This is a genomic window from Enterobacter sp. E20 (genome assembly GCF_000801755.2).
Classification (GTDB): Bacteria; Pseudomonadota; Gammaproteobacteria; order Enterobacterales; family Enterobacteriaceae; genus Enterobacter; species Enterobacter asburiae_B.
The window spans coordinates 2,041,195-2,066,371 of the sequence record NZ_CP012999.1; the positions used below are offsets into that span (position 1 = coordinate 2,041,195).

24 protein-coding genes are annotated in these 25,177 nt (G+C 56.7%); 7 read left to right on the forward strand and 17 right to left on the reverse strand.

Translation table 11 applies throughout. The features are described 5' to 3' along the window. The first annotated feature begins 70 nt into the window (after positions 1–70). From mliC to pdxY, 4 genes are all read left to right on the forward strand, one after another. A complete protein-coding gene (mliC, locus tag NI40_RS09710) occupies positions 71–394 on the forward strand; it encodes a C-type lysozyme inhibitor (protein WP_023311369.1) in 324 nt (107 codons plus the stop codon). 57 nt (positions 395–451) lie between these two features. Further along, positions 452–1,108 (forward strand): pyridoxamine 5'-phosphate oxidase, encoded by a 657-nt coding sequence (gene pdxH, locus NI40_RS09715; RefSeq protein WP_024909355.1) that lies wholly within the window; start codon positions 452–454, stop codon positions 1,106–1,108. Positions 1,109–1,233: 125 nt separating this feature from the next. After that, complete coding sequence (gene tyrS / locus NI40_RS09720; RefSeq protein WP_033145328.1) at positions 1,234–2,508, forward strand: tyrosine--tRNA ligase; 1,275 nt, start codon at positions 1,234–1,236, stop codon at positions 2,506–2,508. A 66-nt stretch (positions 2,509–2,574) separates the two neighbouring features. Then, on the forward strand, positions 2,575–3,435 hold the full coding sequence (gene pdxY, locus NI40_RS09725) for a pyridoxal kinase PdxY (protein ID WP_039262324.1): 861 nt from the start codon (positions 2,575–2,577) through the stop codon (positions 3,433–3,435). A 60-nt stretch (positions 3,436–3,495) separates the two neighbouring features. Here pdxY and gstA read toward each other — a convergent pair whose 3' ends face one another. From gstA to blr, 12 genes are all read right to left on the reverse strand, one after another. Further along, positions 3,496–4,101, reverse strand: coding sequence for a glutathione transferase GstA (gene gstA, locus NI40_RS09730; RefSeq protein ID WP_039262323.1), 606 nt, complete (start codon positions 4,099–4,101; stop codon positions 3,496–3,498). A gap of 105 nt (positions 4,102–4,206) precedes the next feature. Then, positions 4,207–5,715 carry a dipeptide/tripeptide permease DtpA gene (dtpA, locus tag NI40_RS09735; protein ID WP_039262322.1) on the reverse strand — a complete coding sequence of 503 codons (1,509 nt, stop codon included), beginning with the start codon at positions 5,713–5,715 and terminating at the stop codon, positions 4,207–4,209. Positions 5,716–6,306: 591 nt separating this feature from the next. Next, the gene (gene nth / locus NI40_RS09740; RefSeq protein WP_008500570.1) at positions 6,307–6,942 is read right to left on the reverse strand and encodes an endonuclease III; all 636 of its coding nucleotides are present in this window, start codon (positions 6,940–6,942) and stop codon (positions 6,307–6,309) included. Next, positions 6,939–7,625, reverse strand: a complete 687-nt coding sequence (locus NI40_RS09745) for an electron transport complex subunit E (RefSeq protein ID WP_023617347.1) — start codon at positions 7,623–7,625, stop codon at positions 6,939–6,941. Before NI40_RS09745 ends, nth begins: the two co-directional genes overlap by 4 nt. 2 nt (positions 7,626–7,627) lie before the next feature. Further along, positions 7,628–8,248 carry an electron transport complex subunit RsxG gene (gene rsxG, locus NI40_RS09750; RefSeq protein ID WP_039262321.1) on the reverse strand — a complete coding sequence of 207 codons (621 nt, stop codon included), beginning with the start codon at positions 8,246–8,248 and terminating at the stop codon, positions 7,628–7,630. Between the two features lie 10 nt (positions 8,249–8,258). Next, the gene (gene rsxD / locus NI40_RS09755) at positions 8,259–9,311 is read right to left on the reverse strand and encodes an electron transport complex subunit RsxD (protein WP_039262320.1); all 1,053 of its coding nucleotides are present in this window, start codon (positions 9,309–9,311) and stop codon (positions 8,259–8,261) included. After that, entirely contained in the window at positions 9,312–11,447 is a 2,136-nt protein-coding gene (gene rsxC, locus NI40_RS09760) for an electron transport complex subunit RsxC (RefSeq protein WP_045143010.1), read from the reverse strand. Next, on the reverse strand, positions 11,440–12,018 hold the full coding sequence (rsxB, locus tag NI40_RS09765) for an electron transport complex subunit RsxB (protein WP_023311378.1): 579 nt from the start codon (positions 12,016–12,018) through the stop codon (positions 11,440–11,442). The genes rsxC and rsxB overlap by 8 nt, the downstream gene beginning before the upstream one ends. After that, complete coding sequence (gene rsxA / locus NI40_RS09770; protein ID WP_014883581.1) at positions 12,018–12,599, reverse strand: electron transport complex subunit RsxA; 582 nt, start codon at positions 12,597–12,599, stop codon at positions 12,018–12,020. The genes rsxB and rsxA overlap by 1 nt, the downstream gene beginning before the upstream one ends. 76 nt (positions 12,600–12,675) lie before the next feature. Next, positions 12,676–13,116, reverse strand: a complete 441-nt coding sequence (locus tag NI40_RS09775) for a DUF2569 domain-containing protein (protein ID WP_039262318.1) — start codon at positions 13,114–13,116, stop codon at positions 12,676–12,678. Between the two features lie 86 nt (positions 13,117–13,202). After that, positions 13,203–13,418 (reverse strand): transcription modulator YdgT, encoded by a 216-nt coding sequence (ydgT, locus tag NI40_RS09780; RefSeq protein ID WP_013096896.1) that lies wholly within the window; start codon positions 13,416–13,418, stop codon positions 13,203–13,205. A 231-nt stretch (positions 13,419–13,649) separates the two neighbouring features. Further along, positions 13,650–13,775 carry a division septum protein Blr gene (gene blr, locus NI40_RS22750; protein WP_168112406.1) on the reverse strand — a complete coding sequence of 42 codons (126 nt, stop codon included), beginning with the start codon at positions 13,773–13,775 and terminating at the stop codon, positions 13,650–13,652. Between the two features lie 243 nt (positions 13,776–14,018). On the opposite strand from blr, the gene NI40_RS09785 reads away from it, so the two are divergent. After that, complete coding sequence (locus NI40_RS09785; RefSeq protein ID WP_039262316.1) at positions 14,019–15,059, forward strand: oxidoreductase; 1,041 nt, start codon at positions 14,019–14,021, stop codon at positions 15,057–15,059. A 53-nt stretch (positions 15,060–15,112) separates the two neighbouring features. On the opposite strand, the gene add is transcribed toward NI40_RS09785, so the two are convergent. The 3 genes from add to malX form a co-directional block, all read right to left on the reverse strand. Beyond that, a complete protein-coding gene (gene add, locus NI40_RS09790) occupies positions 15,113–16,114 on the reverse strand; it encodes an adenosine deaminase (RefSeq protein WP_033145337.1) in 1,002 nt (333 codons plus the stop codon). A 96-nt stretch (positions 16,115–16,210) separates the two neighbouring features. Continuing rightward, positions 16,211–17,383, reverse strand: a complete 1,173-nt coding sequence (locus tag NI40_RS09795; protein WP_039262315.1) for a MalY/PatB family protein — start codon at positions 17,381–17,383, stop codon at positions 16,211–16,213. A gap of 48 nt (positions 17,384–17,431) precedes the next feature. Further along, complete coding sequence (gene malX, locus NI40_RS09800; RefSeq protein ID WP_039262314.1) at positions 17,432–19,024, reverse strand: maltose/glucose-specific PTS transporter subunit IIBC; 1,593 nt, start codon at positions 19,022–19,024, stop codon at positions 17,432–17,434. A 177-nt stretch (positions 19,025–19,201) separates the two neighbouring features. Here malX and NI40_RS09805 point away from each other — a divergent pair, with 177 nt between their 5' ends. After that, the gene (locus NI40_RS09805) at positions 19,202–20,230 is read left to right on the forward strand and encodes a Mal regulon transcriptional regulator MalI (protein ID WP_039262313.1); all 1,029 of its coding nucleotides are present in this window, start codon (positions 19,202–19,204) and stop codon (positions 20,228–20,230) included. 125 nt (positions 20,231–20,355) lie between these two features. On the opposite strand, the gene NI40_RS09810 is transcribed toward NI40_RS09805, so the two are convergent. Then, a complete protein-coding gene (locus NI40_RS09810; protein ID WP_039262311.1) occupies positions 20,356–21,897 on the reverse strand; it encodes a YdgA family protein in 1,542 nt (513 codons plus the stop codon). Positions 21,898–22,111: 214 nt separating this feature from the next. Next, positions 22,112–23,296 (reverse strand): mannose-6-phosphate isomerase, encoded by a 1,185-nt coding sequence (gene manA / locus NI40_RS09815; protein WP_039262310.1) that lies wholly within the window; start codon positions 23,294–23,296, stop codon positions 22,112–22,114. Positions 23,297–23,495: 199 nt separating this feature from the next. Between manA and fumA the strand changes: the two genes are divergently transcribed. Next, a complete protein-coding gene (fumA, locus tag NI40_RS09820) occupies positions 23,496–25,142 on the forward strand; it encodes a class I fumarate hydratase FumA (RefSeq protein ID WP_039262309.1) in 1,647 nt (548 codons plus the stop codon). Positions 25,143–25,177: the final 35 nt, after the last annotated feature.

A 25,177-nucleotide genomic window follows, 5' to 3' on the forward strand; every position in this document is an offset into this window, starting at 1 on the left:
TCGTTAGAATGGAACGAAACAGGAGGGCAGCCATGCCCTCCAGGACCAGGAAAGTCTTCGGAATACGCCCATGAAAAAACTTCTTCTTATTGCCGCGCCTTTATTGCTGTCAGGATGCAGCGTCTATAACCAGCTTCTTGAGCGCATGCAGACCGATACGCTGGAGTATCGCTGCGATGAAAAACCGCTGACCGTCAAGCTGAATAACCCACGCCAGGAAGCCAGTTTTGTTTATGACAATAAATTGCTGACGCTGAAACAGGGGATGTCAGCCTCCGGCGCACGTTATTCCGACGGTATCTACGTCTTCTGGTCGAAAGGCGACAGCGCCACGGTCTACAAACGCGACCGCATTGTGCTGAACAATTGCCAGCTCGAAAATCCGAAGCGTTGAGATTTTTACAGGGGCGGCGCACAATAGCGCCACCCACTCTCAATGTCAGCTAACGCCATGTCAGATAACGACGAACTGCAGCAAATTGCGCATCTGCGCCGTGAATACACTAAAGGCGGCCTGCGTCGCCAGGATCTTCCCGCTGAACCCCTCGTGCTTTTTGAACGCTGGCTGAAACAGGCCTGCGAAGCGAAACTCGCCGACCCAACCGCCATGGTTGTCGCGACGGTGGATGAAAACGGCCAACCGTATCAGCGCATCGTATTGCTCAAGCATTATGACGAGAAAGGGCTGGTGTTCTATACCAACCTCGGCAGCCGCAAGGCGCACCATTTAGAAAACAATCCGCGTATCAGCCTGCTGTTTCCCTGGCACATGCTGGAACGTCAGGTAATGGTCACCGGCAAGGCGGAACGTCTCTCGACGCTGGAAGTGGTGAAGTATTTCCACAGCCGCCCGCGTGACAGCCAGATTGGCGCCTGGGTATCAAAACAGTCCAGCCGAATTTCTGCCCGCGGCGTGCTGGAAAGTAAATTCCTGGAGCTGAAACAGAAGTTCCAGCAGGGTGAAATTCCTTTGCCAAGCTTCTGGGGCGGGTTCCGCATCCCGATTGAGCAGATGGAGTTCTGGCAGGGGGGCGAACATCGCCTGCACGACCGCTTTTTATACCAGCGCGAGAATGGCGGCTGGAAAATCGACAGACTGGCACCGTAATCCCCGAAATTTGTTGATTTAAGCGCTAGCGCACACCGCGCTTGCGCTTTATTCTATTGTCCTTTCGCATCAGGCGAAAAGTCGTGTACCGGCAAAGGTGCAGTCGTTTATACATGGAGAATTTGATGGCAAGCAGTAACTTGATTAAACAATTGCAAGAGCGGGGCCTCGTGGCCCAGGTGACGGACGAGGAAGCGTTAGCAGAGCGACTGGCGCAAGGCCCGATCGCGCTCTATTGCGGCTTCGATCCCACCGCTGACAGCTTGCATTTGGGGCATCTTGTTCCATTGTTATGCCTGAAACGCTTCCAGATGGCGGGCCATAAGCCTGTTGCGCTGGTGGGCGGCGCGACCGGCCTGATTGGTGACCCAAGCTTTAAAGCCGCTGAGCGTAAACTGAACACCGAAGATACCGTGCAGGAGTGGGTGGATAAGATCCGCAAACAGGTTGCACCATTCCTCGACTTCAACTGTGGTGAAAACTCTGCCATTGCCGCGAACAACTACGACTGGTTTGGCAGCATGAACGTGCTGACCTTCCTGCGCGACATCGGCAAGCACTTCTCTGTTAACCAGATGATTAACAAAGAGGCCGTGAAGCAGCGTCTGAACCGTGACGACCAGGGTATCTCCTTTACCGAGTTCTCCTACAACCTGCTGCAGGGCTATGACTTTGCCTGCCTGAACAAGCTGCACGGCGTTTCCCTGCAGATTGGCGGCTCCGATCAGTGGGGTAACATCACCTCCGGTATCGACCTGACCCGTCGTCTGCACCAGAACCAGGTCTTCGGTCTGACCGTTCCGCTGATCACCAAGGCAGACGGCACCAAATTTGGGAAGACCGAAGGCGGCGCGGTATGGCTCGATCCGAAGAAAACCAGCCCGTACAAATTCTACCAGTTCTGGATCAACACGGCGGATGCCGATGTTTACCGCTTCCTGAAGTTCTTCACCTTTATGGACATCGAAGACATCAACGCGCTGGAAGAAGAAGACAAAAACAGCGGTAAAGCACCGCGCGCCCAGTACGTGCTGGCGGACGAAGTCACCAAACTGGTTCACGGTGAAGAAGGTCTGGCCGCGGCAAAACGTATTACCGCAAGCCTGTTTAACGGTACCCTGAGCGATCTGAGCGAGGCGGACTTCGAACAGCTGGCGCAGGACGGCGTGCCGATGGTTGAGATGGAAAAAGGGGCTGACCTGATGCAGGCGCTGGTGGACTCTGAGCTCCAGCCTTCGCGCGGTCAGGCGCGTAAAACCATCGCGTCTAACGCTATCACCATCAACGGCGAGAAACAGGCTGACCCGGAATACACCTTCGTTGACGGCGACCGTCTGTATGGTCGCTACACGCTACTGCGTCGCGGTAAGAAAAACTACTGCCTTGTCTGCTGGAAATAATTAAAAGTCTCTAGGGGCGTGGGAAACCACGCCCCTTTTGTTTTTTCAGGGTTTGGTAAGAAAAAAATGAAGAACATCCTCGCCATTCAGTCCCACGTTGTTTTTGGACACGCTGGCAATAGCGCCGCGGAATTCCCGATGCGTCGCCTCGGCGTCAACGTCTGGCCCCTTAATACCGTGCAGTTCTCTAACCACACGCAATACGGCAAATGGACCGGCTGCGTAATGCCGCCTTCGCACCTCACCGAGGTTGTGCAGGGGATTGCCGATATCGACCAGCTCAGACGCTGTGACGCCGTGCTGAGCGGCTACCTCGGCTCAGCGGAGCAGGGGGAGCATATCCTCGGCATCGTACGTCAGGTGAAAGCCGCAAACCCGGCGGCAAAATACTTCTGCGACCCCGTCATGGGCCATCCGGAGAAAGGCTGTATCGTGGCGCCAGGCGTCGCAGAGTTTCACGTCCGCCACGCGCTGCCCGCCAGCGATATCATTGCGCCAAACCTGGTCGAGCTCGAAATTCTCTGCGAGCGTCCGGTTAACAGCGTAGAAGAGGCGGTAAGCGCGTCTCGCGAACTGATCGCTCAGGGGCCTGAGGTGGTGCTGGTAAAACATCTCGCCCGCGCAGGGCTGAGTCAGGACCGTTTTGAGATGCTTCTGGTGACGAAAGATGACGCCTGGCATATTAGCCGTCCGCTGGTGGATTTCGGCCTGCGCCAGCCGGTTGGGGTCGGAGATGTTACGAGTGGTCTGCTGCTGGTGAAATTACTGCAGGGGGCGACGATACGTGACGCGCTGGAACACGTTACCGCGGCGGTGTACGAAATCATGATTGCGACGAAAGAGATGCAGGAATATGAACTGCAGGTGGTTGCGGCACAGGATCGTATCGCGAAGCCGGAGCACTATTTCAGCGCAACCCGGTTATAACCGGCCAAAACGTGTAGGCCGGGTAAGCGTTAGCGCCACCCGGCAACACAGGCCGCTCGGTTAGTTCAACCCTTCCGCTTTCAGCGCCGCAGCCACTGCAGGACGCTCCGCCACGCGTTTCATATACGATGCGATATGGTCTAACCCTTCCTGGTTCAGCTTAACCGCGCGCGCCCAGCGCAGCACGGTAAACAGATACGCATCGGCAATCGTGAAGCGCGAACCACAAATCCACTGTTCGTCTTTCAGCGATTCGTTAACGTACTGCAGCTTTTTCTCAAGAAGCGCACGCAGGGTCGGTTTGAACTCCTCTGGCGTATCCGGGCGGAACAACGGCGTAAATCCTTTGTGCAGTTCGGTCGCAATGTAGTTCAGCCATTCCAGCGTCTTATAGCGAGAAATGGTACTGACCGGTGCCAGCAGCTGGCGATCGGGTACGCTATCGGCCAGGAACTGCATAATCGCGACGCCTTCGGTCAGCAGAGTACCGTCATCCAGCAAGAGCGCCGGAACTTGTCCCTTGGGGTTAATGGCAAGAAAATCATCGCCATTTTCCAGACGCTTTTTCATCAGATCAACGCCGTCCAGCGTGAAATCTTTGCCGCTCTCGCGCAGGGTGATATGGGAAGCAAGAGAGCACGCGCCCGGTTTGTAGAACAGTTTCATCGGTAACTCCTTTTTGCTGAGGTTTCAGCTATGTTAGTGCGCCAACGGACAAAAAAAAAGCCGCTAATACATTAGCGGCTTCTGTTCTGTCGTTTCTCAATAATCTTACGCGGTAGCGGTTTTGGTCGCTTCAGCCGTCTTGTCGTCGTCCTGAGTCATACGATTCAGTTTCGGCGCGGTCAGCAGCATCAGAACTGCAATAACCGCAGTCGCGATACCAATCTGCATGAACACGGTACCGTAGACGTTCAGGGAGACCAGTGGGTCAGTGACGTTTTCCGGCACAGCCATCAGGTTCGCAATTTTACCCGCAATGATTGCCGCACCGGCAGTGGTCAGGAACCAGCTACCCATAATGAAGCCCATCAGACGCTGTGGCACCAGCTGTGCAACCATCGCCAGACCCAGACCGGAGATCATCAGTTCACCGATAGACTGCAGCGCGTAGCTCAGGATCAGCCAGTTAACGGACACGATACCCGCGTCGGTGGCAAATTTGGTACCCAGCGGCAGCACCAGGAACGCGCCGGAGCACAGTACCATACCGATAGCAAACTTGTGCGGCATTGGCAGACGGTCGCCCATCTTGTTATAGATAGCGGCCAGAATCGGGCTACCAATCATGATCCAGAACGGGTTCAGCGCCTGATACTGTTCCGGCTCGAACGCGATGCCCAGAATTGAGTGCTCAACGTTACGAATGGCGAAGAAGTTCAGTGAGGTTGGCATCTGGCTGTACAGCACGAAGAAGATAATCGCTTCCAGCATCAGAATGAACGCCACAATCATCTTGCGACGGGCAGCACCCTGCATGGCGAACGCTTCTTTCGCAAAGATAACCACGATACCCAGCGCAACCACGCCCAGAACGGCACGGGCGATACCCTGGTTGTGCAGCAGCCATGTGGCGATTGCCGCGAGGACAACAACGCCCACGATGGTGGCCAGCAGTTTGCCCATATTCACAGGCTCGAAGTCAGGTTTTGAACCGTAGTCTTTAACCCAGCTGCGGCAGAACAGGAAGTTGACCACGGTGATCAGCATGCCCACGAAGCTCAGCGCAAACGCCACGCTCCAGCCGAACTTCGCCGCAAGCCATGGGGTTGCCAGCATCGAGAAGAACGAACCGATGTTGATGGACATGTAGTACATGGTAAATGCACCGTCCAGGCGCGGATCGTCTTTGTTATAGCAGGTAGAAAGCAGGGAGGACGGGTTCGCTTTGAACAGACCGTTACCGACGGCAATCGTCGCCATACCCATATACACGACAGCGGCATCATGCCCTGACCATGCAACCAGACCATAGCCGATCGCCAGGACAATGGCGCCCAGCATGATGACGCGTTTAGTCCCGAGGACTTTATCACCCAGCCAGCCGCCAATAGCGACCAGACCGTACACCAGAGCACTAAAGGAAGAGAACAGCGTGATGGAATCGGCTTCGGACATACCCAGCTGTTTTACCAGGTAAACCGCCATGATCCCTTGCAGGCCGTAATAACCAAAACGCTCCCATAACTCGATAGAGAAGATGAGATAGAACGCTTTAGGCTGTTTAAAAGCGTTAAGACTCACGCTTTCATCTGTTGGTTTATTGTTTGCAGTAGACACATATACCTCTTTTTTTACATCCCATATTAACGGGGGTGTTCATAGCGCGATGGCCGTAGTCCATACGCCTTATAGTTATATTGGGAGGAGAAACGGCGGGTAATGTTCACTATCCTGCCCCATCTGGCAATACGTTTGTAATAATCTGTTACATATATCTGAGGTGGTATAATCGTCGGTTCATATAAATGTTATTCAGCGTTAAATTTCATACGATGAGTAAAGGTAGTTTTTTCGACTGGCGATAACCCACCCTGACCGGCTTTTGGCGATATGTTCTGCTATTTGCCGCTTAATGCAGTGATATGGGCCATATTCTGAAAAATAGCTGGTCTTATCTTCGGTGGTGGAAGGAGAGTATCTTGTCAGACAAAGGGTTTAGGCGGATTTTGACAACAAAAATTCAACATGAAGTTATCAGGGTGATCGCGATCACAGATGTATAGAAATTTTTGGCTATGAAAAAAGTATTAACCTGTTTGAGCGTTAAATAACCGAACAAGTGACAGGTCAGAGGGAATGAAAGACGGACAAATAACGGCCAAAAGAAGGGTGTCTGGTAGCCCTTCTTTTGGTAAGGGTTTGTGACGATCAGGGATACACTTTTTCTTTGTATTCGCAGAGATCTTCAATAATGCAGGAGCCGCAGCGAGGCTTACGGGCAATACAGGTATAGCGGCCGTGCAGAATCAGCCAGTGATGACAGTCAACCTTAAACTCGGCCGGAACCACCTTTAACAGCTTCTCTTCGACCTGCTCAACATTTTTCCCCGGCGCGAAGTTAGTCCGGTTAGAGACGCGGAAAATATGTGTATCCACGGCGATGGTCGGCCATCCAAACGCGGTGTTGAGCACCACGTTCGCTGTCTTACGCCCCACGCCCGGTAAAGCTTCCAGCGCGGCGCGATCTTCCGGTACTTCGCCTCCGTGCTGTTCCAGCAGGATCCGGCAGGTCTTAATGACGTTCTCGGCTTTGCTGTTAAACAGGCCGATGGTTTTGATATAGGACTTCACGCCTTCCACACCCAGCTCCAGCATGGCTTTTGGCGTATTGGCGACCGGATAGAGCAGGGCAGTGGCTTTATTGACGCTCACATCGGTCGCCTGTGCAGAGAGCAACACCGCGATCAGCAGCTCAAACGGGGAGGTAAAATTCAGCTCCGTCGTCGGGTGCGGGTTCTCGTCCCGCAGACGGGTCAGGATCGCAATGCGCTTTTCTTTATTCATGAAGCCTTCTCGGGTGTCCCTTCCAGAACGCTGCGCTCAGCCGCGCGGCGCTTACGTTTCTCATCAATCAGGTATTTTATCGCCAGCATCATGCCAAGGCCAATAAACGCGCCAGGGGGCAGCATTGCCAGCAGGAATGGCGTATCGGTGTGGAACACTTCAACGCGCAGCGCTTTGGCCCAGCCGCCCAGCAGCGCATCTGCGCCGTCAAACAGCGTACCGTTACCGAGGATCTCGCGCAGCGAGCCCAGCACAAACATGGCGCAGGTGGCGCCCATTCCAATGGAAAAACCATCCAGCGCCGACATGGCGGGGCTGTTTTTCACCGCGAACGCTTCCGCACGGCCAACGACGATACAGTTGGTCACGATAAGGGGAATAAAGATCCCGAGCGACTGGTACAGGCCAAACGCGTAGGCGTTAATCAGCATCTGGACGATACTGACCACCGACGCAATGATCATGACATAAATCGGAATACGAATTTCCGACGGCGTCCAGCGTCGCAGAGCGGAGATGGAGAGGTTGGTCAGCGTCAGCACCAGCGTGGTTGCCAGACCCAGACCGAGCGCGTTGGTGGCGGTGGACGTTACCGCCAGCAGGGGACACATCCCCAGAAGCTGGACCAGCGCGGAGTTGTTCTTCCACAACCCCTGGACAATAACCTCTTTAACCTGGCTCATGATTACTCCTCACAGGCCGGAAGATTGTTGATTTGCGCGGGCAGCGTTTCGGCATACAGCCCGGCTCGTTTTACGGCGTTCACCACGGCGCGCGGCGTGATGGTCGCGCCGGTGAACTGGTCGAACTCGCCGCCATCTTTCTTCACCGCAAACGCGGTATCCCCTTCGCCATGGATAACTTTACCGGCGAAGTGCAAAATCCAGTCGCTCAGACGGGTTTCAATTTTATCGCCCAGGCCCGGCGTTTCATGATGTTCCGTCACGCGAGTACCCAGAATAGTGCCGGAGAAATCGCTGCCGACAAGCAGCTGAATGGCGCCGGAATAGCCGTCGGGCGCGGTCGCTTCCATCACCGCGCCTACCGGTCTATCCCCTTTGCGGGCAATAAAGAGGCGGTGTGGGCCTTTCCCAAGCTGCGGCGCGTCTACCACAAAGCAGCTCTTTTGCAGGTCATTATCGTAGAAATCTGACGGGATCACCTGATCGAACAGCGCCTTTTGCTGCTTTGAAGCCTGCTCTTCGATGGTCGTTTTGGTTAACGTGTTAACCAGGGCCGTCAGCCCGGTGAGGACCGCGGCGAAGACAGCCAGCGTGACGCCGTGTTTTTGCATCGTTTTTAACATGGCGAAACCCTTAGCGATGGCCGTACACGCGCGGACGCGTGTAATAGTCGATGAGCGGAACGGTAATGTTGGCGAGCAGGACGGCAAACGCGACGCCGTCCGGGTAACCGCCAAAGCTGCGGATGAGCCATACCAGCAGGCCCGCCAGCGCGCCGAAGATCAGGCGGCCGCGGTTAGTCGTTGACGCGGTCACCGGGTCCGTCAGGATAAAAAAGGCACCCAGCATGGTCGCACCGGAGAGCAAATGCATCTGCGGGCTGGCGAGTGATTCAGGAGAGAAGACCCATCCCAGCGTGGCGCAGACCGCCAGCGTCACGAGGAAGCTGACCGGAATATGCCAGCGAATGGCTTTTTGCTGCAGCAGGAACAGGCCGCCCAGAAGATACGCCAGGTTGACCCACTGCCAGCCTGCACCCGCCAGCATGCCGCTGTAAATCGCGGATTTCATGATCTGATCAACACTGTGCCCGGCATGCAGGGACGTTTTAAAGGTATCGAGAGGCGTCGCCTGGCTGATACCGTCCACGCCCATGCGCAGCGCGTTCATATCAGCCCCGAGCGCCGTATGGCCGGTAAAGATAACGTGCAGGGCATCCATAAAGCCCGGAACCGTGGCCGCAATCTCGTGCGGCGGCAGCCAGCTGGTCATCTGCACCGGGAAGGAGATTAGCAGCACCACGTAGCCAATCATTGCCGGGTTAAACGGGTTATGGCCGAGCCCGCCGTACAGCTGTTTGGCAATGATCACGGCAAACACGGTACCGAGCACGACCATCCACCACGGGGCAAACGGCGGAATACTGATGGCGAGCAGCAGGCCGGTCAGCAGCGCGGAGTTGTCAGCCAGAATGCGTGACACCGCCATCTTACGCAGCTTCAGGACGAGTGCTTCCGCCGCGACGGCGCTGGCGCAGCCCAGGGCTATCTGGAACAGGGTTCCCCAACCGAAAAACCAGCACTGAACGGCAATGCCCGGCAGCGCGGCCAGGCAGACCAGCATCATAATGCGCGATGTCTGACGCTGGTTGTGGGTGTAAGGGGAACTTGCGATTCTGAAAACCATTTAATCCTCGTTTACGGCTTGCTGTGCGGCTTTCTTCGCCTGAACGCGCGCAATGGCGGCGGCGACGGCGGCCTTGCGCGGGTCATCGTTGGCGGCCTGCGGCTGTTCTTCCTGCTGCGCAGCCTTACGGGCTTTGGCGCGGGCAATCGCTGCTTCGACGGCGGCTTTACGCGGGTCGACCGGTGGTGCTTCTGCCTCTGATACTGCCGCTGGTGCCTGCTGCGCCGCCTTACGGGCTTTGGCGCGGGCAATCGCTGCTTCGACGGCGGCTTTACGCGGGTCGACCGGTGGTGCTTCTGCTTCTGATACTGCCTCTGGCGCCTGCTGCGCAGCCTTACGGGCTTTGGCGCGAGCAATCGCCGCTTCAACGGCGGCTTTGCGTGGGTCGACCGCTTCTTGCTCGACGACTACCTGCTGCTCTCCAGCTTTGCGGGCCTTGGCCCGGGCTATCGCCGCTTCAACGGCCGCTTTACGCGGGTCGACCTCAGTATCTGCCTGAACCGTTTGCGCTTTTTCCGCCTGACGCGCGCGAGCCGCAGCCTTTCGCGCTTCGCGGGCGGCAATCGCCTCGCTGTTATCCGGTTTTTCCCCGGCCTGGATCACCACCGTCTGGGCGGCATCGGCTTTTTTCTCGCGAACGCGCGCCAGTGCGGCGTTGATCGCATCCTGATCTTTCCCGGCAGGCTGAACGGCGGCCTGCTTATGGCGTTCCTGACGGGCGATTTTTTCGCGCTCCAGTCGCGCCTGACGCGCTTCGAAACGTGCCTTGGCTTCTGCGGCGCGTTTTTCTTCCATGGAGATGGCATAAATCTCGGCCTTCTCCTGACGGAAGTATTGCACCAGCGGAATGTTGCTTGGGCAGACCCAGGCGCAGGCGCCGCATTCAATGCAGTCGGCCAGATTATGGGATTTTGCCTTGTCGTGCAGCTGACCTTTGCTGTACCAGTACAGCTGCTGCGGGAGGAGATCCGCCGGGCAGGCATCGGCACAGGCGCTGCAGCGGATGCAACCTTTCTCTTCCTGCTCTTCACCCATTTCGGTGGGGGAAGGGGCGAGCAGACAGTTCGTGATTTTCACTACCGGAACGTCCAGCCACGGCAGCGTAAAGCCCATCAGCGGGCCGCCCATGATCACCATCTGGTCGCTGGCCGGGCAAAATTCAGCCTGTTCCAGCAGATGGCGCACCGGCGTACCCAGACGCGCCCAGACGTTGCCAGGACGGGAAACCGACTCGCCGGTCAGCGTCACCACACGCTCGGTCAACGGCTCGCCGTCAATCACCGCGCGTTTCACCGCATAGGCGGTGCCGACGTTTTGCATCAGCACGCCGATATCCGAAGAGCGTCCGCCGTGCGGCACCTGCTTGCCGGTGAGAATTTGCGTCAGCTGTTTTGCGCCGCCAGAAGGGTACTTGGTCGGGATAACGCGCAGGCTAATATCATGACTGCCCGCCAGCACGGCGCGCAGCATCGAGATGGCCTGCGGTTTATTGTCTTCAATACCAATCAGCACTTCCCGCGGCTTCAGAATGTGCGCCAGGATGCGGATGCCTTCCACCACCTGAGCGGCACAGTCCTGCATCAGACGATCGTCTGCGGTGATATACGGCTCGCACTCGGCGGCGTTGATAATCAACGTCTGAATGTTATCGCCACCGCCGCGCAGCTTAACGCCGGTCGGGAAGCCCGCGCCGCCCAGCCCGGCGACGCCGAACTGATGAATTCGCTCGATAAGGGCTTCGCGGCTGTGGGAGCGGTAGTCGCTCCAGCCGTCACGATCGATCCAGCGGTCTTCGCCGTCGGCTTCAATGATCACGCTCAGCTCCGACAGCGCAGACGGATGAGCCACCGTATGAGGGGCAATCGCCACCACTTTACCGGAGGTGGGGGCGTGCACCGGCAGCATACGCCCACGGCCAAAGGTTAGCGGCTGGCCGCGAAGAACCGTATCGCCTTCTTTCACGCACAGCTCGCCCTCAGCGCCAATATGCTGCTTGAGCGGCATGACGTAACGCGTCGCCAGCGGAATTTGACGCAGCGGCGTGCCGTTGGACTGGGTTTTCATCTCTGGCGGATGGATACCGCCGTCAAAGTCCCAAATCTTCTCTTTTCTGAAAGCAGAAAATAACTTAAGCATGTTGTTCCACAGGAATGATGCGAACCGGAATGGTTTGAAGATCCCACTTCCAGCTTTCGGTAGTCGTTTCAACCGGTCGCAGCTCAATACATTGCGTCGGGCAGGGGGCCACGCAGAGGTTACAGCCGGTGCAGAGGTCCGCCACGACGGTGTGCATGGCGCGGGTGGCGCCGACAATGGCGTCAACCGGGCAGGCCTGAATACATTTGGTGCAGCCGATGCAGTTGGCTTCATCGATCACGGCCAGGGCGCGAACCGGCTCCTGCACCTCCGCATCGCCATCAACGGGCTGCGGATCGACGTTAAGCAGGGCCGCGATTTTCAGCATCACCGCTTCGCCGCCGGGGGCGCAGCGGTTAATTTTTTCACCCTGAATGCCTACCGCTTCGGCATAGGGGCGGCAGCCCGGGTAGCCGCACTGCCCGCACTGGCTTTGCGGCAAAAGCTCATCAATTTTTTCAACAACGGGATCGTCCTCTACCGCGAAACGGCGGGAGGCGTAACCCAGGATAAGGCCAAACACCAACCCCAGGACGCTGATAGAGGCGATGGCAATCCAGATAGCATTCATTACAACTTCACCAGACCACTAAAGCCCATAAAGGCCAGAGACATTAAACCCGCGGTCACCAGCGCAATCGCGTTACCGCGAAAGGGCGCAGGGATATCCGCTGCCGCCAGACGCTCGCGAATCGACGCGAACAGGACCATAACAAATGAGAAACCGACGGCGGCGGAAAAACCGTACAGCGCCGACTGCATAAAGTTATGGCCAAGGTTGATGTTCAGCAGCGCAACGCCGAGAACGGCGCAGTTGGTGGTGATCAGCGGCAGGAAGATACCCAGCAGGCGATAGAGGGCCGGGCTGGTTTTACGCACCACCATTTCAGTAAATTGCACAACAACCGCAATGACCAGAATAAAAGCCAGCGTGCGAAGATAGATTAACCCCAGCGGGATGAGGATCCAGGTATCAATCAACCACGCGCAGATGGACGCCATCGTCATGACGAAGGTCGTCGCCAGCCCCATGCCCATCGCCGTTTCCAGCTTTTTGGACACGCCCATAAACGGGCACAGGCCAAGGAACTTCACCAGAACGAAGTTGTTAACCAGCACGGTGCCGACAAAGAGCAGTAAGTAATCGGTCATTATTTAGCCTGAAATAAAAAAGCCGCCTATTATCGGACAAACTCACGCAGGCGACAACAGGTTATCTGTAAGGTTATTACGGGTTCACGAAGGTGCTTTTTACCCGCGTCGAACGCTTGAAATAGGGGACCAGCAGCGCTGCCGCCAGTAACGGGAAAAGCAGCTGACGAACGGCCAGAGCGTCTGATACGGGCGAAAAAGCAAACGCTTTAACCGCCAGCAGAACCGAAATCAGCAGCCAGATAATGTAGTGCTTTGGCACACTCTTGCGTCGCTTAAAGAAGGCGATGGTCAGCCACAGGGTGTAGTACCACATCCCAATCGCGAAAACGAACGACATAAACCACATCGCAATATTCAGCACGCTTTGCGACATCAGGGTCTGGATGGCGTGAGGGGTAATCAGTGCGGTGGTATACAGCAGCAGCGCAAGTGAAGCGCTTAATAAGGCAACCAGCAGCCATGCCAGTGGGGCGATTAACCAGCCTCCAATGCGTTCTCCAGGCGTTGCGGTCATGAACTCTCCCATAATCTGCGCGAAATGTTGTACAGCTAGTTTGCAGGGCGGAGAGTATATAACATTTCGCGCGGATGGCTACTTTCTTATAAAACGTAACGCCATACGGACTTAGGCACTTCACCCACGTTGAACAAACGCCCCCCGGAAACCAGCTCCGCACGGCGATGGTCAGCGGCGCGATACATATTAATGATGTCCTGATTATCCGACAGGGTGTAGTTCAGATGGTCAAACAGTTTTTCCAGGCTCTCAAGCGAATTGATCTTGCGAAATTTTAATAAATAGTCCTGAACTGTCATATTAATAAGTTTCCATATAAAAGTGAGTAATACCAGTTAAGGTAATTCGTTCGAATAATAAACGGATTAATAAAGACGTAAACAGCCCACTCAGGTAACGCGACGAAATTAGGAGTTTTCTTTGCTGAAATTCAGGCATCAGACGATGCCTGGAAGAGAAGGTTAACCGTGTTCACCAGGGCTGGCAATAAGTAACTGACATATTATGTCACTCTTTATTGCAGTAACCGGTTACTTAGGTTGGGCGACTGTGACAGGCTCCGGCGGCTGGTAGTTATCGATATGGCTGGCAACGCCCAGCAAAATGACCGAAACCCCAAGGACAATCCATCCCGCTAATTCAATGATTCGATTAATAATTGACGTCATGATTCGTAGTTGTACTTTATCCATAAATACAGGTCGCAAATGTTACAGCGACGTTTCCCCGACGGCAAGCGCTTTGGGAACGGTTCCCTTAAACAAAATCAGTGGGTTAATACTATGTAACAAAAACAACCCCTACGACCTGCTATTTTAAGTCATATGGCACATTATTAATCTGTGGTAATGCCAGGCTAGCCAGTGTGAAATAAGAACGTCATAAAAGAGGACGGCACTATGAGTGATAATATCCGCGTTGGGCTTATCGGCTACGGGTATGCAAGCAAAACGTTTCATGCGCCTCTGATAGCCGGGACGCCGGGGATGACCCTGGCTGCGGTATCCAGCAGCGATGCCGCTAAAGTCCATGCCGACTGGCCTTCCGTGCCGGTTGTCTCTGAGCCAAAACACCTTTTCAACGATCCGAATATTGATTTAATCGTTATCCCCACCCCGAACGACACCCACTTCCCGCTGGCAAAGGCCGCGCTTGACGCCGGTAAGCACGTGGTGGTCGATAAGCCCTTTACCGTCACGTTGTCTCAGGCTCGCGAGCTGGATGCGCTGGCAAAGAGTCTGGGCAGGCTGCTGTCGGTATTCCATAACCGCCGCTGGGACAGCGACTTTCTGACGGTAAAAAGGCTTCTCAGTGAAGGCACGCTAGGGGAGATCCTCTTTTTTGAATCGCACTTTGACCGCTTCCGTCCGCAGGTACGAAACCGCTGGCGCGAGCAGGCCGGTCCGGGCAGCGGCATCTGGTACGATTTAGCCCCGCATCTGCTGGATCAGGCCGTCAATCTTTTTGGTCTGCCGGTGAGCATGACGGTCGATCTGGCCCAGCTCCGGCCCGGAGCGCAGACGACCGATTACTTCCACGCGGTGCTCAGCTACCCGCAGCGGCGAATTGTGCTGCACGGCACGATGGTCGCGGCCGCGGAATCGGCCCGCTACATCATTCACGGCACGCGCGGGAGCTACGTGAAGTTTGGCCTCGATCCGCAGGAGGACCGGCTGAAAAGCGGTGAACGTTTGCCGCAGGAAGACTGGGGCTATGATATGCGCGACGGCGTGGTCACGCGGGTGGAAGGTGAGGAACTGGTAGAGGAGACCTTGCTGACGATCCCGGGCAACTATCCGGCCTATTATGCGGGCATTCGCGATGCGCTGAACGGCACGGGCGAAAATCCGGTTCCGGCCAGCCAGGCGATTCAGATTATGGAACTGATTGAGCTGGGTATTGAATCTGCCAAACATCGCGCCACGCTCTGTCTGGCATAAGCTATAAGGGCTGTTGTAGGCCGGGTAAGGCGTAGCCGCTACCCGGCAAATGCTCAACCGCGAGCCACTTTATCTTTAAGCGCCTGCTTCTCTTCGGGCGTCAGGAAGGCAATCTCCAGCCCGTTGATCTGCGCCTGACGGATCTGCTCGCGGCTCAGACCCGCCTGCGGTGCGGCGATGTTGTATTCGTGGATGATATCCACGCCCTGAACCGCAGGGTCGTCAGTGTTCAGCGAGGCCAGCACGCCGTGCTCGAGGAACGTTTTCAACGGATGATGCGCCAGCGTTGCCACGGTGCTGGTCTGAATGTTAGACGTCAGGCACGACTCAATCCCGATACGCTGCTCCGCCAGGAAATCCATCAGGGCGCGATCTTCTACCGCCTTCACGCCGTGGCCGATACGTTCGGCGCCCAGCTCGCGGATGGCCTGCCAGATGCTTTCCGGGCCAGCCGCTTCGCCCGCATGCACGGTAATGTGCCAGCCGGCATCGCGCGCGCGGTTGAAGTGGGAGAGGAACAGACTGCCCGGGAAGCCCAGCTCGTCACCGGCCAGATCGACGGCGGTGATGGCATCGCGATGGGCCAGCAGCGCTTCAAGCTCCTGCAGGCAGGCGGCTTCGCCGAACGTACGGCTCATAATGCCAATCAGACGGGCCTGAACGTCGAAGGTTTTACACCCTTCGCGCACGCCTTCAATCACGGCTTCCACCACGCCTGCAACGGGCAGGCTGTGGGTCATCGCCATATAGCCCGGCGAGAAGCGCAGCTCGACGTAATGCAGGCCATTACGGGCCGCATCTTCAATGTTCTCAAACGCCACGCGGCGGCAGGCATCCAGCGAGGCCAGCATCTTCACGCCCCAGTCGAGTTTGCTCAGGAAGCTGACCAGGTCCGGTTCATTGGAAGTTACCTGTACGTGAGGGATCAGCGACTCAAGCGTCTGAGCAGGAAGCGTTAAATTGAACTGGCGGCCAAGATCGAGGATGGTTTGGGCACGAATGTTACCGTCAAGGTGACGATGAATATCAGTTAAAGGCAGGCGTGTATCAATCATGGTCGCACTCTTTTCTGGTTAAAGTGCGCCATATTATAAAAACAAAACGGGGTAAAAAGCTATTTGCGCAAGGGAATATTCCGTTGCGCAAATTGATTACAGGAGCGTGTTAATCCCGGCAATGAGGCGTTGCACACCTTGTTCAAGCTTGCTGCGCGGACAGCCGGCGTTCAGGCGAACAAAGCCGTTTCCCTCTTTGCCGTAGGTATATCCCGGCATGATGGCGACTTTTTGCTGCTCGATCAGCACTTTTTGCAGCGCCCGATCGTCAATGTTCAGCGGGCGCAGGTCAATCCAGGCCAGATAGGTTGCTTCGGGCGGCTGCCAGTTCAGCTTCGGAAAGGCGCGGTTTACTTCCTGCGCGATATACATCAGATTCTCTTCCAGATAGCCCCGCAGGGCATCCAGCCACGGCGCACCCTGCTGATAGGCGGCAATATGCGCCGTCAGCGCCAGCACGGAAGGGGAAGAGAGTCCGTCCCGGCCTTTTAGCGCGCTAAGATAACCGTTACGGCTCTGTTCATCGCCAATCAGGCCGTAAGCGCCCGTCAGCGCTGGAATATTAAAGCTTTTCGAGCCGGAAGTGAGAAGCGCCCATTTGCCGCGCGCCACCGTGCTCCACGGCGTGTGACGATGCTCTCCCCACACCATATCCATATGAATTTCATCGCTGATAACCGCCACGTCATAGCGCTCGCACAGTTCCGCCATCTGCGTCAGTTCGTCCCGCGTCCAGACCTTGCCGGTTGGGTTTTGCGGGCTGCACAGCAGTAAAATTTTGTTTTCAGGTTTCGCCAGGGCCGCTTCCAGCGCCGCCATATTTCCCTGCCAGCCTGCGGCGTGCTTTTCCATCTCCACGGGCACCACATGACGCGCATTCCCTTCAATGGCTTTATAAAACGCGTCGTATGCCGGGGTGTGCACCACCACGCCGTCGCCGGGGTGTGACCAGAGACGAATCAGCTCTGACACCATGTAGATAACGGAAGGACCATAAACGACGGTTTCCGTATCAATCTGGCTGTTAAAGCGCTGCTGGAACCAGTGCGCGACGGCGGCGAGAAACTCATCGTTCTTCCAGCGGCTGTAGCCCAGCACGCCGTGATTGATGCGCTGATGCAGCGCGTCGGTAATGCAGGGCGCGGTGGCGAAATCCATATCCGAGATGGTGAAGGGCAGCAAATCGGCCGCGCCAAAGCGGTCGGCGACGTAGTCCCACTGCGTACACCAGGTGCCGTGTCGATCCACGACGGTAGAAAAATCAAACATGACGTGAGTCCTTAAAGTAAAACCCCCTCATGAGAGGGGGCTGAGGCATCAGGCTTCAACTGTTCGCATCAGGGTAGCCAGCTCATCCTTCACCGACTGGACCTGCGGGCCGATAACCACCTGCAAATTGTGCTGATTTAACTGTACCACGCCGATGGCCCGGTTGGCTTTCAGGGCGTTGGTATCCACTTTTGACATATCCGCCACCGACAGACGCAGGCGGGTGATGCAGTTATCCAGCGAGGTGATGTTATCCGCGCCGCCCAGCGCCGCCAGAATGGCCGGTGTGTTATAGCCGGATTTGCCCACGGTTCCGGCAACCGCCTGTTCAACGCTGCTCGCCGTATCGGTATCGCGGCCAGGCGTTTTCAGGTTAAAGCGGGTGATGGCGAAGCGGAAGATGCCGTAGTAAACCGCAAACCAGATAGCCGCCACGACCGGCACCAGGTACCACTTGGTGGACAGGCCGTGCAGGATCCCGAACACCACGAAGTCGATCACGTTGCCGTCGGTGTTGCCGATGGTCACGCCCAGCACCGCCATCACGGTAAAGCCCAGACCGGTCAGCACCGCGTGGATGAGGTACAGCACCGGTGCGACGAACAGGAACAGGAATTCGATTGGTTCGGTGGTACCGCCCACGACGCAGGCGATCACGCCGGAAATCAGCAGGCCTTTAATTTTATGACGGTTTTCCGGGCGCGCGCAGTGGTACATCGCCAGCGCGGCACCCGGCAGGCCGCCGAGGAAGGCAGGCATTTTACCCTGAGACAGGAAGCGGGTGGCGCTTTCGGAGAAGCCGTGGGTGGTCGGGCAGCTCAGCTGCGCCTGGAAGATGGTCAGCGCGCCGCTCACGTCGTGACCGCACACCTCCATGGTGCCGCCCGCTTCGGTGAAGCGAATCAGGGCCACCAGGATATGCTGCAGGCCAAACGGCAGCAGCAGACGCTCGCCGGTGCCGAAGATCATCGGACCGAAATCTCCCGCGCCGTTGATGATGCGGCCAATACCGTTGATGCCCATCGCAAAGACCGGCCAGATCAGCGGAATGATTAAACCGAACAGACCCATCACGACCAGGGTAACAATCGGCACAAAGCGGGTACCGCCGAAGAAGGCCAGGGCATCCGGCAGCCGGATATTGTGGAAGCGCTCGTGCAGCATCCAGATAATGACCCCTGCGATCACTGCCCCGAGTATCCCGGTATCAATAGACTGGATACCGATCACGCTCTGAATGTTGTTGGCTTTAAGTACGGCAGCGTCGGTGGTCGGCAAAATGCCTTTCGTGGTCAGCCAGAAGTTAACCGCCAGGTTCATCACGGCGTAGCCTACAAACCCGGCAAACGCCGCGACGCCTTTGTTCTCGCGCGCCAGGCCCAGCGGGATAGCGATACAGAACATCACGGGCAGGAAGCTAAACGCAAAGGAGCCGACTTTACTCATCCAGATGAAGATCGCCTGCAGCACCGGGGTACCGAGGAACGGGATCAGCGTGATGACGTCTTTACTGCTCAGCGAGCTGCCGATCCCGAGCATGATCCCGCAGAACGAGAGGAGTGCCACGGGCAGCATAAAGGTTTTACCCAGTTGCTGGAAAAATTCCCACAGCGATATTTTTTGTGCTGCTTTCGCCGTCATAAAACGACTCCTTTATTGTTAAAATCAGTTTGCCTGCTTCAATGCTGCGAGAAGATAAAACGTTTTATCAAAGTTTAGTGCGCGCTAAATCACATTCTCAGGCTTTGACTGGTAGTATAAAGATAACGTATTGATAAAACGTTTTACCGATCTCATTTCAGGGAGTCACGCCAACACATGGCTGTAGCGAAAAAAATCACCATCAACGATGTCGCGCTGGCGGCGGGCGTTTCCGTAAGCACCGTTTCACTGGTGCTGAGCGGAAAAGGGCGCATCTCTCCTGCGACCGGTCAGCGGGTTAACGAGGCGGTTGAGCAGCTGGGTTTTGTGCGTAACCGTCAGGCGTCGGCGCTGCGCGGCGGGCAAAGCGGGGTGATTGGCCTGATTGTCCGCGACCTGACGTCACCTTTCTATGCGGAGCTGACCGCAGGGTTAACCGAAGCGCTTGAAGCGCAGGGGCGGATGGTCTTTCTTCTGCACGGCGGTCGCGAGCCCGATCAGCTTCTCTCCCGGCTCGATATGCTGCTGAATCAGGGGGTGGACGGGGTGATCGTCGCCGGGGCGTCGGGCGTGGGCAGCGAGCTGTGCGAGCGCGCCGCCGAAAAAGGCGTGCCGCTGGTGTTTGCTTCGCGCGCCAGCTATCTGGACGAGGCCGATACGCTGCGACCGGATAACATGCAGGCCGCGCAAATGCTGACCGAACATCTTATTCGTCGCGGACACCAGCGCATTGCCTGGCTGGGTGGGAAAAGCTCGTCCCTGACCCGCGCCGAGCGGGTCGGCGGCTACTGCGCGACGCTGATTAAATACGGCCTGCCGTTCCACAGCGAATGGGTCGTGGAGTGTGAATCCAGCCAGAAGAAAGCGGCGGAAGCGATAGCCGCGCTGCTGCGCAGCAGTCCGACGATCAGCGCCGTGATTTGTTACAACGACGTGATTGCCATGGGCGCCTGGTTTGGCCTGATCCGCGCCGGGCGTCAGAGCGGCGAGGGCGGGGTGGAAACCTTCTTCGGCCATCAGGTGGCGCTGGGGGCGTTCGCCGACGTCGGTGAAAACGCGCTAGACGATCTGCCGATCGTCTGGGCTACCACCCCTGCGCGGGAGATGGGCTACACGCTGGCGGACAGGATCATGCAGCGCATCGACAACACGGACGTTCAGGCCGGACACCAGATTGTGGCGGCGCGGCTGGTGACGGTGAAATAATCTCCGCTGCACATCGCCCGGCGGCGCTTCGCTTGCACGGGCCAACAACGGATCGGGATCGTAGGCCGGGTAAGCGTCAGCACCACCCGGCAATAAAAAAACCCTCATGCGAGGGGTTTTGACGTTTAGTGCTGCGGTGCTGCCGGTGCTGCCGGTGCTGCCGGTTCAGCCGGTTCAGCCGGTTCCGGCATCCCCAGCGTCGGCATACCAAACATGCCGACAAAGTCTTCCAGCGGCATCTTGTCGCCGTTCAGCGTTACCTGGCCGTTGGCGTACTGCAGGCTGGTGGAAATCGTGTTGTTTTCCACTTTAGTGATGCGGAACATCTGGCCCATTGCCGCCAGACCTTTCACCTGCTGGTTCGCCAGCTTGCCGGCGTCTTCATCGCCGTAGCCTTCCAGCTTCGCAATCTGGGTCATAAACTCGGTCGCCATATCCATCGGGATGGTCAGCTTGCTGTCGAGCGACTTCACGCTGCGATCCACTTCCTGCGCCAGCGTCTGCGGTTCACCCGTTGCGGTTGCCGGATCTTTCAGGAACAGAGACAGGTTAAAGCTGGTTTCGCCCTTGCTGTTTTTCCAGCTCAGCGGCGCAACGGTGACCACCGGCTCGCCTTTCAGCAGGACAGGCAGGTTGTTGAACAGTACCGCCATCGCCTGCTGCTGGTACACCTCAGGGTTCTGCTGGAGTGCGGCATCGGTCAGCAGCGCCTGGCTCTCTTTGCTGTATTTCTGGCTAAACTCGTGCCACGCCTGGCCGTCGATATTGCCGATCTTCAGCGACAGCTTGCCGGTGCCCAGGTCCTGATTCTGCACCTTCAGGCTCTTCAGCGTGTAATCCAGCTGGGTGTTGATGCTCTTACCGTCTTTGGAAACGTCTGATTTGCCGTTGACGTCCATACCTTCCATCACGGCCATCTCTTTTCCTTCAACCGCAATGGCAACCTTGTCGAGAGACAGTTTTTGATCGCCGATACGCTCCTGGAAATCGGTCATTCGGCTGTTGCCGTCGGCCTTCAGGTTGTTGAAGGTGAGCTGAACCTTTTGGTTATATTCGTTCACGGCATTGACCAGGCCGCTTTCCGCTTCACCCGTCAGGGAGAACACGTTTCCGTCGCGGTCAGCATCAAGTTTGAAGTGACCGCCGCTGAAGGCGACTTTCTCATTCTCTTTCTCGTAGTTCAGCGCTTTCAGAGCAATATCGGAGCTCGTGTCACCGGCATAGCTGATGCGGGTATTAATGTCGAATGGCGATTCATTCTTCGCCAGGTCAAACAGCGGTTTAGTGACGTCGTTATTCACCAACACGGTATGAACGGACGCCATCGACGGGATCAGGTTAAAGGACTTCAGCTGCGCCAGCGGCAGCGGACCGTGGCTCACCACCTCGTCCAGCACCACGCTCTGGCCCGGTTTCAGCCAGCCGTTTTCAGCACCGGCCACCGGCTTCACCACCAGCTGCATACGGCTGGTAAACACGCCGCGCTGATAATTCTGGTAGCTCAGCTCAAGGCCCGCCTCCGGCGCGCTGCGCTTAATCTCTCCGTTAGCCTGCGCCACCATCTCAGCCAGACGGCCTTCCAGCTGTTTCCCGGTAAACCAGGAGGCACCCGTCCAGACCACGCCTAACGCTACAATCACTCCAACCGCTACGACCGATTTTTTCATTGCGACTATCCCTAAAATGAAACCAGGCGGTAAAAACCGCCTGGAGATATTAAGCCTGCAACTAGCTTAGCAAGAGTTGTTAAAAAAATCAGTAAGTCCCTAATACCCGTCATACTTCAAGTTGCCTGTGCGTTGGCTTTCCTCGCTCACCCCAGTCACGTACTTATGTACGCTCCTGGGGATTCGCTGCGTCGCAGCCTTCATGCAACTCGAATTATTTAGGGTATAGCTTATTGAAAACGCGCGCCAGACGACCGGTGCCGCTTACGCTGACCGGTGATTCACTGGCTGCAACGAATGCTGACTCACCGGGCTTAAGCACCAGACGCTGTTCGCCTTTGCGCAGCGTCGCTTCGCCCTCGGCGCAGAACAGAATCGCCGCGCTTTCCTGCGCGATGGCGGTTTCGGCCTGGCTCAGGTCGTGCAGGGAAAAAGCAAAATCCTCAACCGGAATTGGGAAGTCCAGCTCTGCGCCGTTTTTCACCGGCTGAGTCAGCAGCTCCGCGGCAGGTTTCGCCACAAACTTCACGTTGGCAACCAGTTCAGGAATATCGATGTATTTCGGCGTCAGGCCCGCGCGCAGCACGTTATCGGAGTTAGCCATTACCTCCAGCGCAACGCCCTGAAGGTAGGCGTGCGGGGTTTCAGCGAACAGGAACATCGCTTCGCCCGGGTTGAGCTTCACCACGTTCAGCAGCAGAGGGGAGAACAGGCCGCTGTCGTCCGGGTAGAATTCGGAGATCAGGCGGATGGTCTCCCACGGTTCACCCTGCTGGCTGCCCAGAGCCGCTTTCAGCACCGCCAGCGCGTGAGATTTCTCTTCACCCTGCATATTCAGCAGGCTGGCAAACAGCTGGCTCAGCGCGTCCGCGTTCGGGTTTTCAAGGAAGTGGGCGATAGCCTTGTGGGCACCCGCGACCGGTTGCAGCAGAGAAACGATCTCTGAAAACTCGCGGAACGCGTTCATCGCCAGGAACGGGGTCAGCGCAAAGACCAGCTCCGGCTTGTGGTTAGGATCTTTGTAGTTACGCTCGGCGGCGTCTAACGGAATACCCGCCGCGTTCTCTTTGGCAAAGCCGATTTCAGAGGCTTTCTTGTTCGGGTGAACCTGGATGGAGAGCGGCTGGTCAGCGCACAGCACCTTGAACAGGAACGGCAGTTCGCCGAAGCGCTGAGCCACCTTGTCGCCCAGCAACGCGGCTTTATCGGCGTCAATCACGTCACGCAGGCTGCGAACCTGGCCGCTGGCGTCTTCAATTTTTGAGCTGCTCTTCGGGTGCGCCCCCATCCACAGTTCTGCCATCGGCAGGTTGTTCGGGTTCGCGATACCGTAGAGATCCGTTAACGCAGTTTTACTTCCCCAGGCGTAGTTTTGCACTGAGTTAATGAGTTTTTGCATTATCAAGCCCTGATTCAATTGTGGAATTAACTCCGGGTATTAAAGCAATAAACCTCATGGAAGTAACCTGTGGATGTAAAAAGTCGTACTAGTCTCAGTTTTTGTTAAAAAATTGTGTAGGATAAGCTGACTCGCTTTTAAGCCGGGCAGCGGAACATCTGCCCTGAATAAACAGACCGAAGCAGTAAGTGAGAGACCAATGTCGAATAAACCCTTCCATTATCAGGATCCTTTCCCCCTCAGTAAGGATCGGACCGAGTATTACCTGTTAACCCGCGATCACGTCTCCGTCTCTGAGTTTGAAGGACAAGAGATCCTCAAGGTGGATCCGCAGGCGCTGACGCTGCTGGCGCAGCACGCTTTCCACGACGCCTCGTTTATGCTCCGCCCAGCGCACCAGCAGCAGGTTGCCGATATTCTCAGCGACCCGCAGGCCAGCGAAAACGATAAATACGTTGCCCTGCAGTTCCTGCGTAACTCAGACATCGCGGCGAAAGGTGTTCTGCCTACCTGTCAGGACACCGGCACGGCGATCATCGTCGGTAAAAAAGGCCAGCGCGTCTGGACCGGCGGCGGTGACGAAGCGGCCCTGGCGCACGGCGTCTACAACACGTACACCGAAGATAACCTGCGCTACTCGCAAAACGCGGCGCTGGATATGTACAAAGAGGTCAACACCGGCACCAACCTGCCGGCACAGATCGATCTCTACAGCGTCGACGGTGACGAGTACAAATTCCTCTGTATCGCCAAAGGCGGCGGTTCGGCCAACAAAACCTATCTTTACCAGGAAACCAAGGCGCTGCTTACCCCGGGCAAGCTGAAAAATTACCTGGTTGAGAAAATGCGTACTCTCGGCACCGCGGCGTGCCCGCCGTATCATATCGCGTTTGTGATTGGCGGTACGTCGGCTGAAAGCACGCTGAAAACCGTTAAGCTGGCCTCAACCAAATACTACGACGGCCTGCCTACCGAAGGTAACGAGCACGGCCAGGCGTTCCGCGACGTGCAGCTTGAGCAGGAACTGCTGGAAGAAGCGCGTAACCTGGGCCTCGGCGCGCAGTTTGGCGGCAAATACTTTGCCCACGACGTGCGCGTGATCCGTCTGCCGCGTCACGGTGCCTCCTGTCCGGTCGGGATGGGCGTGTCCTGCTCTGCGGATCGCAACATCAAGGCGAAGATCAACCGCGACGGCATCTGGATCGAAAAACTGGAAAACAACCCGGGCAAATACATCCCGGAAGAGCTGCGCAAAGCGGGTGAGGGTGAAGCGGTTCGCGTCGACCTGAACCGTCCGATGAAAGAGATTCTGGCGCAGCTTTCGCAGTATCCGGTCTCGACCCGTCTCTCGCTGAACGGCACGATCATCGTGGGCCGCGACATTGCGCACGCGAAGCTGAAAGAGCGTCTGGACAACGGCGAAGGCCTGCCGCAGTACATTAAAGATCATCCGATCTATTACGCAGGCCCGGCGAAAACGCCTGAAGGTTACGCGTCCGGCTCGTTAGGCCCGACCACGGCAGGGCGTATGGACTCGTACGTTGACCAGCTGCAGGCCAACGGCGGCAGCATGATCATGCTGGCGAAAGGCAACCGCAGCCAGCAGGTGACGGACGCCTGCCACAAGCACGGCGGCTTCTACCTCGGCAGCATCGGCGGCCCGGCTGCGGTTCTGGCGCAGGGCAGCATTAAGAGCCTGGAGTGCGTGGAATACCCGGAACTGGGTATGGAAGCGATCTGGAAAATTGAAGTGGAAGACTTCCCGGCGTTTATCCTCGTGGATGACAAAGGTAACGACTTCTTCAAGCAGATCCAGTCGTCCCAGTGTTCGGCGTGCGTGAAGTAATTCTGTAAATTGCCGGGTGGCGCTGACGCTTACCC